The sequence below is a fragment of the Streptomyces eurythermus genome (genome assembly GCF_014649115.1).
Classification (GTDB): domain Bacteria; phylum Actinomycetota; class Actinomycetes; order Streptomycetales; family Streptomycetaceae; genus Streptomyces; species Streptomyces eurythermus.
In genome coordinates, this window is sequence record NZ_BMSK01000002.1 from 545,003 (window position 1) to 559,328 (window position 14,326).

The 14,326-nt window shown below is 70.4% G+C and carries 11 protein-coding genes; 5 read left to right on the forward strand and 6 right to left on the reverse strand.

Features of this window, described 5'->3' with window-relative positions:
- Nucleotides 1-568 precede the first annotated feature (568 nt).
- Entirely contained in the window at nucleotides 569-1,006 is a 438-nt protein-coding gene (locus IE251_RS40775) for a hypothetical protein (RefSeq protein ID WP_229896603.1), read from the forward strand.
- A gap of 354 nt (nucleotides 1,007-1,360) precedes the next feature.
- On the opposite strand, the gene IE251_RS05115 is transcribed toward IE251_RS40775, so the two are convergent.
- The gene (locus IE251_RS05115) at nucleotides 1,361-1,909 is read right to left on the reverse strand and encodes a P-loop nucleotide/nucleoside kinase family protein (RefSeq protein WP_189751656.1); all 549 of its coding nucleotides are present in this window, start codon (nucleotides 1,907-1,909) and stop codon (nucleotides 1,361-1,363) included.
- A 150-nt stretch (nucleotides 1,910-2,059) separates the two neighbouring features.
- On the reverse strand, nucleotides 2,060-3,055 hold the full coding sequence (gene ppk2, locus IE251_RS05120) for a polyphosphate kinase 2 (protein ID WP_189751657.1): 996 nt from the start codon (nucleotides 3,053-3,055) through the stop codon (nucleotides 2,060-2,062).
- Between the two features lie 133 nt (nucleotides 3,056-3,188).
- On the opposite strand from ppk2, the gene IE251_RS05125 reads away from it, so the two are divergent.
- Nucleotides 3,189-4,817: an alkaline phosphatase D family protein gene (locus IE251_RS05125; RefSeq protein ID WP_189751658.1), complete on the forward strand. Its 1,629-nt coding sequence runs from the start codon at nucleotides 3,189-3,191 to the stop codon at nucleotides 4,815-4,817.
- 156 nt (nucleotides 4,818-4,973) lie between these two features.
- Here the strand turns inward: IE251_RS05125 and IE251_RS05130 are convergent, their stop codons facing one another.
- Nucleotides 4,974-5,771 (reverse strand): MFS transporter, encoded by a 798-nt coding sequence (locus IE251_RS05130; protein ID WP_189751659.1) that lies wholly within the window; start codon nucleotides 5,769-5,771, stop codon nucleotides 4,974-4,976.
- Between the two features lie 36 nt (nucleotides 5,772-5,807).
- Between IE251_RS05130 and IE251_RS41880 the strand changes: the two genes are divergently transcribed.
- On the forward strand, nucleotides 5,808-5,975 hold the full coding sequence (locus tag IE251_RS41880) for a hypothetical protein (RefSeq protein WP_189751660.1): 168 nt from the start codon (nucleotides 5,808-5,810) through the stop codon (nucleotides 5,973-5,975).
- Nucleotides 5,976-5,992: 17 nt separating this feature from the next.
- On the forward strand, nucleotides 5,993-6,166 hold the full coding sequence (locus IE251_RS41885; protein ID WP_189751661.1) for an alpha/beta fold hydrolase: 174 nt from the start codon (nucleotides 5,993-5,995) through the stop codon (nucleotides 6,164-6,166).
- Nucleotides 6,167-6,448: 282 nt separating this feature from the next.
- On the opposite strand, the gene IE251_RS05145 is transcribed toward IE251_RS41885, so the two are convergent.
- The 3 genes from IE251_RS05145 to IE251_RS05155 all read right to left on the reverse strand — a co-directional run bounded on the left by IE251_RS05145 (nucleotide 6,449) and on the right by IE251_RS05155 (nucleotide 11,116).
- A complete protein-coding gene (locus IE251_RS05145) occupies nucleotides 6,449-6,895 on the reverse strand; it encodes an Lrp/AsnC family transcriptional regulator (protein WP_268253312.1) in 447 nt (148 codons plus the stop codon).
- A 565-nt stretch (nucleotides 6,896-7,460) separates the two neighbouring features.
- Nucleotides 7,461-8,747, reverse strand: coding sequence for a phytase (locus IE251_RS05150; RefSeq protein ID WP_189751663.1), 1,287 nt, complete (start codon nucleotides 8,745-8,747; stop codon nucleotides 7,461-7,463).
- Between the two features lie 221 nt (nucleotides 8,748-8,968).
- Nucleotides 8,969-11,116 (reverse strand): M4 family metallopeptidase, encoded by a 2,148-nt coding sequence (locus IE251_RS05155; protein ID WP_189751664.1) that lies wholly within the window; start codon nucleotides 11,114-11,116, stop codon nucleotides 8,969-8,971.
- 177 nt (nucleotides 11,117-11,293) lie between these two features.
- Between IE251_RS05155 and IE251_RS05160 the strand changes: the two genes are divergently transcribed.
- Nucleotides 11,294-14,017: a helix-turn-helix transcriptional regulator gene (locus IE251_RS05160; RefSeq protein WP_189751665.1), complete on the forward strand. Its 2,724-nt coding sequence runs from the start codon at nucleotides 11,294-11,296 to the stop codon at nucleotides 14,015-14,017.
- Nucleotides 14,018-14,326: the final 309 nt, after the last annotated feature.

Sequence of the window (14,326 nt, forward strand, 5' to 3'; positions counted from 1 at the left end):
TCCGGGTATGCGTCGCGCACTCGGCGTGTGCACAGCCGGATGAGGTGTGAACACTGACCCGCCCGGGCCATGGCAGGCGACGGGCGGAAGACGGAGGCCGACAGCCACGACCACGGGGCCATGCGGAGCAGTGCACCGGCAAGAACACGCTGGAGTATGCCCTGGCCAGCCGCGAAGTCGCCCCCGGCCAGCCCGTTCACCACGCTGACCACGGCTGTCAGTACACGTCCGTGAAGCTCACGTCACGCCTGTCAGGGCCGGTATCCAGCCACACCGTTGGCCGCGGCTACAAGAACGACGTACACGTACACCGCGAACCGGCTGACATCGGCGACGGACCCGACGGGCGGCAGGACCGTCCACACGTACACCGCGCTACGACGCCGCCGGACAGCTGACCACCCGCGCGAACTCCAAGGTCTCGGAGGACTTCGTCTACGACGGGGTCGGCGATCTGACCAAAACGCGCGGCTTCGCTTACACCTATGACGCCGCCGGGCAGACTCTCACCCCCAAGTACTCCGACGGCAACACGATCACGTACACGTACAACGCCGATGGCCGCACCGTGACGATGGCCGCCGACGGCAAGACCACCACGTACATCGGGGACCCGGCCGGCAACCTGGTCACATCGGTCATGCCCACCACTGAGACCGAGAACCGCACCTACCGGGCGGGCCGGATCACTGCGGTGACCGCGCCCAACACTGAGTCCGTGATCCGCGCCGACGCCCAGCTGGACCGGGTGGCGCAGACCGCGGCGTCGCATGACTGTTCCGCGGCCGACATCAATCAGATCTATAGTCACCTGTTCGTCGAATCGCATCAGCTCGATGCGGGAATGCTGCGATTCGACGCCAATCCGCGTATCGCCAGGGCCTGGAACGCCTCCAGAATGGAAAACCGCATCCCAGCGGTTTTGACCTGCTCGCGCATGAACTGTACGAGTCGAACTGGATGCGTCAGCACGGCGACCAGAACTACCGCCGTGCCCGTCAGGTGACCCTGAATTCCGGCCACACCTGGGGTGAGAGCGATCAGTCGCCCGCCCCTGCATCGTGGAGGGAATAACCCTCTGCAACATGCTCCTCGACAAAAACATCGGAAATTTGGAAAATCCCGACCCGGACCCGACGCTCCGCCGTTCTTTCCTGATCGCGGCATCGGTCATCTTCCGCGAGGGGGGCGGCAGGGACGACTGCCTGACAAGATCACGCGTACTTACTGGTAAGTGCCACGTCACCACCCGAGAGGCCGTGCTCTCCCCGGAGTCCGACTTCTCGGCGTTGCACTGGGCCACGGCCACGCCACGAGACCGTGGCAAACGAGCCGGGGGAGACGGCGGCGAAGCCCCCGCTCACACCCCTGATGCGGCCTCCGGTCCGGGACCGCCCGGCATCCGCAGGGTGTGGTCGAGACGGCGGAGGAGCGCGGCAAGCGACTGCCGCGGGTCCTGCCCGGCCGTGTCGATGACGATGTGCTCCCGGTTCCACGGTTCGTAGTCGCGGTCGAGGACCTGCTGCCAATCGGGCAGTGGCAGGTCCGGGATGTCGGTCGATCGTGTGGTCACGCGGTTGCGGTGCTCGTCCGGGTCCGAGCAGACGACTTCCACCTCGGCGACGGTGACGGCCGCCTGGACCCCGACGCTCAGCCAGCTGTCACGGGTGACAGCCAGGGGGTTCACGGATTCCGCGATCACGCTCAGTCCTTGCCGGAGATGTTCATCGGCCAGGGCGTACCCGATGACGTAGCCGGCCGGTCCCACGGGGTGCCGGGCGAGGCCGGAGCGGACGATGGCCTGTTCGATGGTGTCGATGCGCAGGTGGACCGCGCCGACGCGCGGGGCCAGCAGCCGGGCCAGGGTGGTCTTGCCTGTGCCGGGCAGTCCGCCGATCACGATGAGCATGTGCTCATCCTGCCGGAACGGCACGCACGCATGGCGGGGGGCTCCGCGGGAGAGCGGGTGCCGGACCGGGCGGCGTTCCGGGCTGTCGCCGTCGGCCGGACACCGCCGGATGTGTACAGGCCTTGACGCCGCGCGGACGCCGCCGGTCCGTCACCGCGGGTTCGGGTGGTTGCCGGGCTCGCCGCCCGGCCCGGCCAGTGGTGTCGGCGACAGGGCCGTGGGTTCCTCGCCCGGTTCGAGCAGGGTCTCCGCCGCGCCGACGATCAACGGGTCGGGGGTGCCGACCGCTTCGTGGTCCTTGGCCGGGTAGTCGAAGCGGTCGAGGAGACTGCGCATCGCCTCCAGCCGGCCTCGCCGTTTGTCGTTGTTCTTCACGACCGTCCAGGGCGCGTGCGGCGTGTCGGTGGCCCGGAACATGTCGACCTTGGCCGTGGTGTAGTCGTCCCAGCGGTCGAGGGAGGCCAGGTCCGTCGGGGAGAGCTTCCACCGGCGCACCGGATCGACCTGGCGGATCGCGAACCGGGTGCGCTGCTCGGCCTGGGACACCGAGAACCAGAACTTGACCAGCAGGATGCCGTCGTCGGTGAGCAGGCGCTCGAACATCGGGGCCTGCTGGAGGAACTGCCGGTACTCGTCCTGCGTACAGAACCCCATGACCCGCTCGACGCCCGCGCGGTTGTACCAGGAACGGTCGAAGAAGACGATCTCGCCGCGGGCCGGCAGGTGGGCCACGTAGCGCTGGAAGTACCACTGACCCGCCTCGCGCTCGGTCGGCTTCTCCAGCGCCACCACCCGGGCCCCGCGAGGGTTGAGCCGCTCGGTGAAGCGCTTGATCGTGCCGCCCTTGCCCGCCGCGTCCCGTCCCTCGCAGACCACGACGACCCGCTGGCCGGTGTCCTTCACCCAGCGCTGGAACTTCAGCAGTTCGATCTGCAGGATGCGCTTGGTCTGCTCGTACTCGCGCCGGCCGATCCTGTGGTCGTAGGGGTGGTTCTCCCGCCAGGTCTCGATCGGCCGGCCGCCGGAGTCCAGGAGCACCGGCCGTTCCGGCTGCCGGTCGTCCACCTCGAGCCCCCGCAGCAGGTCGTCCTCGCGTGCCGTGGCGTGGATCTCCTGGGTCTGGGTCGCCTGCTCGTACTCGGCCACGACACCACCTCTCCGCCTCGCCCCTCAGGGCCGTCCCGCCCCAGTCTTCTCCCACGTGCCCACCCGAACGGGTCCCATGTACCGTCGCTACGGTCGTTCCTTTCCGTACGGTGCGAGACAGAAAGGCGATCACATGGCCGAACTGCGCCTGGGACCACTGCTGAGGTACACCGACGGCTCGTGCGCGACCGTGTGGGTCGAGACGGATGTGCCCTGCACGGCGCACGTGCGCTGCTCGGACGGCGCGAGCGGCACGGCCCCCACCTTCCGGGTGGCCGGGCACCACTACGCCCTCGTCACGGTGACCGGGCTCCGACCGGGCACCTCGCCGTCGTACGAGGTTTTCCTGGATGACGCGCCGGTGTGGCCTCTGCCCGACTCCCGCTTCCCGCCCTCGGTCATCCGGTCGCCCGGTGCCGGCGACGCCGTCCGGGTCACCTTCGGGTCGTGCCGCTGGGCTGCGCCCCCGGCCGACGGCAAGGACACGGTGGGCCCCGACGCGCTCGACACCCTCGCCAAGCGGCTGACGGCCGACCCCGACGCGCGGCGTCCGGACGTCCTGCTGCTCCTGGGGGACCAGGTCTACGCCGACGAGGTCTCCGAGGAGACCCGGCGCCTGCTGGCCACTCGCCGCGACCTCGACAAGGCGCCCGGCAGCCAGGTCGCCGACTACGAGGAGTACTGCCACCTCTACTACGAATCCTGGCTCGATCCGGAGATCCGTTGGCTGCTGTCCACCGTGCCCAGCTTCATGATCTTCGACGACCACGACATCGTGGACGACTGGAACACCTCCGCCGCCTGGCTCGCCGACATGCGCTCCACCGACTGGTGGCAGCAACGGCTGCTGAGCGGCCTGATGTCCTACTGGGTCCACCAGCACCTGGGCAACCTCTCCCCCGCCGAACTGGCCGACGACCCGGCCTGGGCCGCCGTGCGCAACGCACCCGAGGGCACGCACGCGTTGCGCGCCCTCGCCGAACGGGCCGACGCCGATCCCTCCTCGGTCCGCTTCAGTTACCGGCGCGACTTCGGCCGGGTCCGGGTGGTGATGGTCGACTCCCGGGCCGCACGCGTGCTGGACGAGGACCGGCGCGCCATGCTCCACCCGGGCGAGGCCGACTGGCTGCGCGAGCAGGTCCTGGCCGACGAGGGGGCTTACGACCACCTTCTGATCGGAACTTCACTGCCCTGGCTTCTGCCGCACCTGGTGCACGACGCCGAGGGCTGGGACGCGGCCCTGTGCGCCGGGGAACGCGGGGACCGCTGGGCCCGCTTCGGCGAGTGGCTGCGCCGTGGCGCCGATCTGGAGCACTGGGCGGCCTTCCCGCGCTCCTTCGCCGATCTTGCCGGCCTCATCGGCGAGGCCGGATCCGCGCCGGGCGCCCCGGCGAGCGTGTGCGTGCTGTCCGGGGACGTGCACCACGGCTACGTCGCGCGCGCCTCCTGGCCGTCCGGCGGCCCCGGCATACCGGTCGTCCAGCTCACCTGCTCACCCGTGCACAATTCGGTGCCCCTGACGATGCGGATCGGGTTCCGCTTCGGCTGGAGCGCCCCGGCCCGCCTCCTGGGGCGGTTGCTGGCCCGGCACGGCCGTTGCTCCCGGCCGCCGGTGAGGTGGCGCAAGCAGGGCGGGCCCTGGTTCGGCAACCAGCTCATGACCCTCACCCTGCGCGGCCGTTCGGCCCACCTGTGCCTGGAGCGCACCGGTACCGACGAGACACTGCGGACTGTGCACGAGACCGTCCTGACCGCCGGGTAGTACAGCGCCGAGCGGTGTGCCGCACGAGGTCCGCCGGGTTGCTGTTGCTGTGAAGGAGTTCTTCTTCGTCGCCGTCGCGGATCGCGTAGAGGGCTTGCTGCAGGGCGGGCAAAGGTGCCGCTTGTGACCTGACAGGGCCGCGCCGTCACGTGCTCATCAGCCAGGAACCGCAGAATTCCCGCCCGTGGTGGTGCTCTTTGATGCTTCGATGCGGTCGTGGGGGCTTCCGAGCGGGGGCGTGTCTCCGCGGGTGAGCAGCAGTGCGAGCACGGCGATCAGGGAGCAGCGGGCCATGCCGGCGAAGAGCGGTACGGCGGTGTTCTCGCCGCCCAGTCCGACGAGCGGTGAGGCGATGCCGCCCAGGATGCTCTGCAGGGTGCCCAGTACGGCCGAGCCGGTGCCGGCCGCGTGCGGGACCCGCTCGATGGCGAGTGCCGTGGCGGTGCCGCGGACTTGGCCGATGCCGAGGAAGGCGATCCCGATGAGCCCGAGTGCGAGGACACGGTTCAGCTGGCCGGCGAGGGTGACCAGCAGCGCCGCCGTGGTGGCGACCAGCATCGTGGCCAGTCCGGTACGCAGCAGCAGCCGCGGGTGGTAGCGGCCGACCAGCTTGGTGCTGACGGTGCTGGAGAAGGTTGCGGTCAGGGCGCCGAGCGAGAAGGCGGCGGATGCCTGGCCCACGGTGAAGCCGAGGACGTTCTGGAGCAGGAACGCCGAGCCGGCGATGTAGCAGAACAGCGCGCCACAGGCGAAGGAGAAGGCGAGGGTGTATCCCGCATAGGCACGGTCGGTGAGTACGGACCGGGCGGCCTTCAGGGTGGCTCCGACACCGCCGGGGCGCCGCCGCTGCTTGGGGAGGCTTTCGGGGATGAAGGAGAGCGTGGCCAGGAACATCAGGAGCGATGCCCCGGACAGGATCCAGAAAACGCCCCGACAGCCGCCCGCGTTGCTCACGGCGGTGCCGCCGGCCAGGGGGCCACGATCGGGGCGATGCCGCCGAGTGCCGTCAGCACGCCGAAGAGACTGGCCGCGACGGCACCGGTCGGTGCAGGCTGGGCGGCCGGGCTGGAGGAACGCGAGGACGGATGGTGGCCCCGTTTCGACCGGGACGTGATGGTCCGCTCGCTGGCGGAGAACGCCCAGCGTTCCTTCCGGTAGGAGTGGGGGCAGGTCGCGTGCCCTACCCTGGTCGTCCTGGCCTCATCCCCGAGCAGGAAGCCGACGAGATGCTCCGGCAGCAACCCGACACCACGGCCATGAGCACCCCCGGCACCGGCCACGACCTGCACCTGGAGCAGCCCGAGAACCTACACACCGCGCTCGCGGACTTCCTCGAGGGCCTCGCCTGAGAACGCCTGCGCGGTCACAACGACACCAAAGTCAGACCCCACTCATGGCCACCGATCCACAGGTCTTGACAATTACTCTCCACCTGCTCCCGAAGTACGGTGCTCGGTGAGGACGGACGAGACAACAGCGATCGGCTGTCCCGAACACTCGTCGGCTGTCCGGGCTGTTCAGCGGCGTGTCCCGGACCCCCGAGGCGGGGCGACGGAACCCTGTCCGGCTGTACAAGCCTGCCGTCGGCAGGCGGATGGCCCCCGAGCCTCGGGCAGGATGCCGTTTCGGGGTTACGGGGTGCCAGCTTGCTCTGTCGCGCGGGTCCAGGTGTTCATGATGATGAAGGTCTTGGTGCCCTCCACCTTGCCGGTCCGGCGTACGGCGCTGATCACCTGCTGAAGGTGGTTCACGTCCCGGATCCGGAGCTTGAGCAGGGCGTCGGAGGTGCCGGCGATGCTGTGGCTCTCCTCGATCTCCGGGATGCTCTCGGAGATGCCCTGGATCTCGTCACTGTCGGTCGCGCCGAGCAGGCGGATCTCGATGAACGCCTGAAGCATGCCCGCCCGGCTGTCCTCGATGACCGCGGTGTAGCCGCGGATCACACCCGCCCTCTCCATGCGCTCTATACGGCGAGCGCACGGAGCGGCTGAAAGTCCCACAGCACGTGCGATCTCCGACACGGGCGCTCGGCCGTCCTTGCGGAGGATGTTCAGTATGTGGCGATCGATCGTGTCCACGGCCAACTCCCCGAATCATGCGCGCCACGCACAAGTCGCGCGCTGAAAGCTCCATTGCTCATTGAAGATCGAGTGAACCACGCTCAACACGTGCGTCATGATGCCCGGCCTGTCGCCTAGGGACCGCCGTCCTGACATCGTCATGATGTCCGGGCGACCCCCGGCAGGAGGCTCGCACCGGCCAACCCCTATGGCGCGGACTCCGACCAGATGACAGGTGCGCGGGCATCCCCGGCACCCCACGGCCGGCCCCACATCCTGGGGCCGGCCGGGTACCGAATCAGGTCCACCAGCAGCGATCATCGCGCAGGCCACACAACGGGATCTTCAAGGATGCCGTCGGTGGATGCACGCCCTCGCCCGGCCAGGCGTGCTTCTGAGACCGTGACTTCGACCGCAGGGAACAGTCGCGTGAACTCCACCGAGGCAAGTTGCGAGCCCAGTCCCCGGGACAACGCGACCGCCCCTTTCATGATTCGCCACCACCTCAGGGTCATACCGCGAACGCCCTGGATCCAGGGACGGTCGGCCCTCCTCTTCGAAGACCGCCCGCGGCGTTCACTCGTCAGTCGATGGTGTCGACGACCTCGCCGAGGTCGACGAACTTGAAGCCGGTGGCCTCGCGGTCGCCGTCGCCGGGCGTCTCCTCGCCGTCCTGGACGACGAGGAGGCCGTTGGGGTAGCGCGTGCCGAGCGGGGCGTTGAGGGCGGCGGCGCCGTCGCAGACCTCGGAACCGTCGAGGGTGGTGGAGGCCGCGGCGATGCGGAAGGCGTTCTCGTACTCGTTGTCCTCGTCGCGCTCGCGGTCGTAGGCGACGAAGGTGTTGTCGCCCTGGCTGGAGGCGAGCAGGTAGCCGTCGCTGTCCGGCTCGTTGACCAGGGTCAGGCCCTCGACGTCGGCCGTCAGGTGCTTGCCGCCGAAGCCGGGGTCGGCGCCGGGCGTGCATTCCTCGGTCTGCTCGTCGTACGTGCCCGGGACGCCGTACCCGCGGACCTTGTCGATCAGGAGCGGCGTGCCGGTCAGGCCGGCGTCGATGCGCCAGATGCCGACGTCCTCCTGCCCCGCGTACAGGGTGCCGTCCGCGGGGTCGACGACCATGCCCTCGACCTGGGGCAGTTCGCCGGGCTCGGCGCAGGGCGTCCAGGAGGTGCTGTTGGGCAGTCGGAAGGAGGAGGGCAGGTCCAGGGTGCGGACCTGGCGGTAGTCGACGGTGCCGGCCGCGGTGGGGAGTAGTTCCAGCAGGGCGATCCGGGTGCGGTTGCGCTGGCTGACCAGGGCGTAGGAACGGCCGGTGGCGTGGTCGGTCCAGGTGGCCAGGCCGTACGCGGTCTTCTGCTTGTTGATCTCGGCCTGGTCGGCGGAGAACACGGGCCGCGCCCCCGGGTCGGTGACGTCGGTGAGCGGGCCGCCGGGCTTGTCCGGGTCGATGCGGTAGATCCGCAGCCGGTCGTTGCCGCGGTCGCTGACCACCGCGACGTCCGTGCGGACGCCGCCCAGGCGCAGGCCCTGCACCAGGTCGACGTTGTTGAAGCGGCCTGGCTTGTCGTCGGCGCTCGGTCCGGCCGGGGCGGGGATCGACTGCACCTGGCGCGCGTCCAGGTCGTAGGCCCGCAGACCGCCCTGCTTGGCGGTGGCGATCACCAGGCTGCGGCCCGGGTCGGCGGCGTTGCGCCAGATCGCCGGGTCGTCCGCGTTGGCGTTGCCGCCGGCCTCGTCGTCGAACAGCGGCGCGGTCTCGGCCTTCGGCAAGACGGTGTCGATTCCGGCGGCCTGGGCCGGGAGGGCGAAGGAGGTCGCCAGTGCCGTGCAGAGAGCGAGCGCGGAGGCGCGGGATGCCAGACGTATGGTCACGTTTCTTCCTTGTATGAGGGAGTTTGTCCCGATAGAGAAGACCCTCGCGGACATTCTTGTCATGCCCACAGCAGAAAAGTGGACGGCGGTTGAACACATCGCGAAACCCGCGGAGTAAAAAGCGGGCCGCTTTCACCGGCTGCGCACGCGTGCGGCGGCTCCCGCGGCCGGAGCGCCCGAGCAGGGCGTCAGGCCGCGGGAGCATCGCTGAGCGGGCTCGGTCAGCCGATGGCGATGTCGTCGACCAGGAAGACGGTCGACAGGTAGGTGTCTTCGGTGCCGGCGAACTCCAGTTTCACCGTCTCGCCCTTGTAGGCGGACAGGTCGACGGTCTTCTGGACGTATCCCGCGCTCGCGTTGGCGTTGGAGTAGGTGGCCAGGGTGGTGCCGTTGACGTTGACCTTGAGGGTGTCGTAGGCCGCGGAGCCGGACTCCTGGGTGGTGACCTTCAGCCAGAAGGTGAGCCTCGGGGCGCCGGTGGAGGGCACCGCGATGTTCGACTGGGACAGGGACTCGACGGCGTTGGTGCCGTAGCCCATCATCCAGGCGTACCAGGACCCGTCACGTGCGGCCTGCAGGGACGAGTTGGTGATGATGTCGTCGCTCTGGGTCCAGCCGCTGGTGCCCTGCTCGAAGCTGCCGTTGGTCAGTGCGTTCCCGCTGGGGGGATCGGTCGGATCGGGGGTGGGGGTGCCGGGGTCGGGCAGGGCGGTGCCGACGCTGACGGCGGCCCCGGCCTTGGAGATGAGGTACCGCTCCTGGGAGTTGGTGCCGTACAGGTCGGCGGCGGCCTGCAGGGTGGCGGTACGGGCACCGGCATAGTTGGTGGTGGAGGTCATGTAGGTGGACAGCGCCCGGTACCAGACCGCTGCGGCCTTCTCCTTGCCGATGCCCGCGAAGGTGTCGTTGTTGCAGGTGGTCCCGTTGTGCGAACGTCCGCCGATGGTCTTCGCCCCGGTGCCCTCGGCCGCCAGGTAGAAGAAGTGGTTGCCGATGCCGGAGGAGAGGTGCACGTCCACCGAGCCGGCATTCGAGTTCCAGCAGGACAGCGACCTGCCGTCGGCGGAGGGGTTGTCCATCCGGCGCATGTAACCGCCGGTCATGTTGAGCTTCTCGCCGATGTAGTAGTCGCCCGGGTCGCTGCTGTTGTTGGCGTAGAACTCGACCATGGTGCCGAAGATGTCGCTGGTGGCCTCGTTGAGGCCACCGGACTCGCCGGAGTAGGTGAGGTTGGCGGTGGCGGCGGTGACGCCGTGGCTCATCTCGTGGCCGGCCACGTCCACCGCGGTGACCGGGGTGTTGCCGTTCTGCGAGGAGCCGTCGCCGAAGTACATGCAGAAGCAGTTGTCGTCGTAGAAGGCGTTCAGCAGGCTGTTGTCGACGTGGACGTAGGCGGGGGCGCCGCGGCCGTCGTTGCGGATGCCGGAGCGGTTGAAGGCGCTCTTGTAGTAGTCCCAGGTCTTCGCCAGGCCGTAGGAGGCGTCCACGGCGGCGCTCTCGCGACTGGAGTTGGTGCCGTTGCCCCAGGAGTTCGTGGCCTTGGAGAAGGGCCGGGCGTTCTGCCTCGGGTTCGACTGCGGGCTGTTGTACGAGTCGTAGACGACGGTGCCGCCGTGCGCCGCGTCGGTGAGGGTGTAGCCGCTGCCGGACTGGGCGGTCTCGATGGAGACCTGGCCGACGGTGACACCGTTGCCGGTGCCCGTGATGTTCTGGTGCAGCTCGTACTGGTCCAGCGGGGCGCCGCTGGACGCGTCGACGATCACCGCCTGCCGCGAGGCCGGGCCGTTCTCGCCCGCGCCGGTGACGGTCGAACGGTAGGCGAGGACGGGCACCTTGCCGACCGCGTACACCACCAGGGTGCTGTCCTTGCCGCCGGCCTTCGCGTGCCTCACGTGCTTGGCGTGCCGCACGGCCGCAGCCGAGGCATCGGTCGCCGTCAGCTTCGGCGTGGTGCCGGATATCCGGATCGCGCCCTGGTGCGCCAGGTCCGAGCCGGTGATCCTGCCGTTCTTGGCGAGGTGCACCACCAGGTCGCCACCGATGACGGACAGGCCTCTGTAGGTGCGGTCGTAGCGCACGTGCCGGGCACCGTCGGCGTCGATCATGACGTCCTTGGCCACCAGGCGCTCGTCGGGGCCCAGGCCGAGCGCGCGGGCGGTGGCGGCCGCGTTCCGGCCTGCCGTGCGTATCGCCTCGCCGCGTGCGTCGGCCGTCATCGCCCGGAAGCCGGCGCCGGGCCGGGCGGCGGAGGCGCCGGCGGCCGTGGTGGACTGGGGGGTGGCGGCGGTGGACTGAGTGGTCGCCACGGCCACGGAGCCCAGGGCGAGGGCTGCCGCGACAGCGGCTGCCAGGGCGTTCTTGCGGTTCATCGCAATCCTTCCGCCAAGCCTTGTTGGGGAGTGCCGCGGAACGTCATCTGGGGTGCGGGGAGTATTCGGCGGCAGTTGGCTCGGCTGTGGCCATGAGGCTAAGGACGCGGGGGGTGGCCGACATCGGGGCAACCCCTTGATCTGGACGGGGAGGCCCGGTGGACGCACCATGGCCCGATGCCAGACTCTGCGATGTGGATGAGCGCGTCCCACGAGGACGTTCCCGTGCTGCCGGTGGTGCCGGAAGATGTGAACGGCACCCGCCGGGTGGTCCTGTTCGGACCGCCCGGAAGCGGCAAGACCACGGCAGCCGGCGTCCTGGGACGGCGGTCGGGCCTGCCGGTCCTGCGGTTGGCGCCGGGCCCACAGGACACCGGGATCCCGTACACCGGGCTGCTCGAACTCGCGCTGGCGCTCCAAGCACTGCCCGCCGCACGAGAGCTGACGGCGCGACTGGACGAGGCAGCCGACCGGCCGGGCTCCCCGGACCGTTCCCTTTCGGCCCTGCGGCTGCGCCGGCAGACCGCCGCCCTGCTGCGGGAGGCACCACCCATGACGCTGGTGGTGGACAACGCCCAGTGGCTGGACCCGGCCAGCGCGGCCGTCCTGGGCTGGGCCCTGCGCCTGACCCCGGACCTTCCCGTCATCGCCGCCGAGCGCACCTGGCGCCCGGAGGCCGGAGGCCACTGGTGCGGCGAGGACGCGTACACGGTGCGTGTTCCGGCTTTGACGGCCGGCCAGCTCACGGTTCTGCTGTCGCCCTACCGGCTGCCCCCTCGCGAGACCGCGCGGATCCACGCGTGCAGCGGCGGGAACCCGGCCCTCGCCCTCGCGCTGGCCGACGCCTCGCGCCCGCTCCCGGACCGGGACGGTGAAAGCGAGTCGGCCCTGCCGCCGACGGCCCGCCGACTGGTGGGCGAGTGGCTGGACGAGGTACCGGCCCAGGTACAGGAACTGCTGACGTTCGCCGCACTGGACGACCGGCCCGACCTCGAGCTGCTCGGCCGCCTCGCCGGTCCGGCGGCCGAGACCCTCCTGGCCCAGGCCGAGGCGGCAGAGCTGGTCGACGTCGGGCGGGCGGACGGGAGCGTGCGGTTCACCGCCTCCGCGATCGGCACGGAACTCACGACCCGGCTGCCGGGCACCACACGCCGCCTCCTGCACGCGCGCCTGGCCGACGCCAGCCGTGACAGCGTCCGCCGCGACCGGCACACCGCGCTGGCGGCCGACACCGCCGACCCTCGTACGGCCCGGCACACCACACGCGCCGCCGACCGTGCCAGGCTGCGCGGCGAACACCTTCTGGCCGCCGAACTCTCCCTCCTCGCCGCCGAACGCACCCCGCGCGACGACACCGGGCTGCTCACCGAGCGGGCACTGACCGCGGTACGCGACGCCGCGCACTGCGGCGACCTCTCCCGCAGCCGGGCCGCCACCCGCCTCGTCCTGGAACAGCACAGCAGTCCCGCCCAACGCGTCAGCGCCCTCCTGACCCTGCTCGACGCGAGCGGACAACGCCTGAACGGCGCGGACGAACTGTTCGCCGAAGCGGTCCACGAGGCGGCCGGCCGGCCAGACCTGATCGCCCAGATCCTGCTCCGTCAAGCCGTCCGGGCCAACGTCAACGAAGGCGCTCCCCAACAGGCTCATGCCCTGGCCGCCCAGGCCGCCACTCTCGCCCAGGCCGCCGGTGTCACCACCACCACCGCCCTCGCCCTGACGATGCAGGCGCGCCTCCAACGCATCCTCGGCAGACCCGGGGCCGATGCCACGCTCGACCGAGCCCTGTCCCTGCCCCGCACCACGGCCGTCACTGCCAACACCACCCCGGAGCACCTCGCCGCCCGCCACGCGCTCTTCGACGACCGCCTGACCGATGCCCGAACCCTCCTGCTGCCCCTGCTCGTCCAAGCCCGGCGGGCCGGGGACGCCGAGGGCACCGTGGACATCCTGCGCAGCCTCGCCGAGGTGGAGATCCGCGCCGGACGGTGCGCCCAAGCCCTCGACTACGCCGCCCGCGCCCAAGCACTGACCGACGGAGCGGGCCTGCCGCCCGGGCCGGCCTGCTACACCTCCGCCCTCGTCGAGGGCACCGCCTCACGCACCGACCTCGCCCTCGTCCACGCACGCCGCGGAGTCGACACCGCCCGGCAGGACGACAACAAGGTCTTCCTCTCCCGCAACCTCTTCGCCCTCGGACACCTCCTCCTGGTCACCGGCCGCCCCAAGGAAGCTCTGCAGGCCCTGCAAGAGGTGCGGGTCCTCGAGGAACTCCAGCAGGTCCACGACCCGTCCGTCCTGCGCTGGCACCCCGAACTCGCCGAAACCCTCGTCGCCCTCGGCCACCTCGACCAGGCGCAGAGCCTGCTGGACTACACCCGCCGCGCCGCGACCGGCCTCGGCAGAGACGCGGTCCTCCCTTCACTCGAACGCACCCGGGCACTCCTCGACGCCGCCGGCGGCGACTACGACACCGCGGCCCAGCGCCTCCACGACGCGGCCGACCGCCTCCACGACCTTCCCCTCGAACGCGGCAGGACCCTGCTGGCGCTGAGCCACACCGAACGACGTGGACGCCGACGCGCCAGTGCCCGCACCGCCGCGCAAAGCGCCGCCGACCTCTTCACCGCCCACCAGGCACACCCCTGGGCCCAAAACGCCGCGCAAGCCCTCAGCCGACTGGAAGCCGCCCCCACAGGCGGCAACACCCACCCCCGTCTCACCTCTGCCGAACAACGCTGCGCCGAACTCGCCGCCGCCGGAACGAGCAACCGTGACATCGCCGCCACCCTCACCGTCAGTGTCAAGACGGTCGAGGCGACCCTCACCCGCGTCTACCGGAAACTCGGCCTGCACTCACGCGTCCAACTCGCGCACGCCTTCACAGCGGCACGTGAGTGACCCGCTCGGACGGCTACGGGAGCCGCCGGGCTCAGTCGTGTACCGGGCGACGACGTCTGGCCCGCACCACGGATCGGAACAGCTCGAACGCCGGCCCGCCGAGCGTCCGGGTGCAGCCCGGCCGTCTCGGTGGGGGCATCGATCCAGAGACGGGCACCCGGTTCGGTGCCGTACAGGTCGTGGACGGGGTGGTCGAGTGCCCAGCGGGTGACGACCGTGTCATGGCGGGTGGTCGCCACCCGACGGACCATCGTCGGAGGTGGGCAGGTAGAACCCCCGGTCGATCAGCGTGCGTCCACGGCTCGTGGC

Bases quoted from the DNA above. Each gene is read 5' to 3' on its own strand.
- IE251_RS05115 (WP_189751656.1), bottom strand. From the start codon at position 1,909: ATGCTCATCGTGATCGGCGGACTGCCCGGCACAGGCAAGACCACCCTG.
- IE251_RS05160 (WP_189751665.1), top strand. From the start codon at position 11,294: ATGCCAGACTCTGCGATGTGGATGAGCGCGTCCCACGAGGACGTTCCC.
- IE251_RS41880 (WP_189751660.1), top strand. From the start codon at position 5,808: ATGCCGCCGAGTGCCGTCAGCACGCCGAAGAGACTGGCCGCGACGGCA.
- IE251_RS05155 (WP_189751664.1), bottom strand. From the start codon at position 11,116: ATGAACCGCAAGAACGCCCTGGCAGCCGCTGTCGCGGCAGCCCTCGCC.
- IE251_RS05125 (WP_189751658.1), top strand. From the start codon at position 3,189: ATGGCCGAACTGCGCCTGGGACCACTGCTGAGGTACACCGACGGCTCG.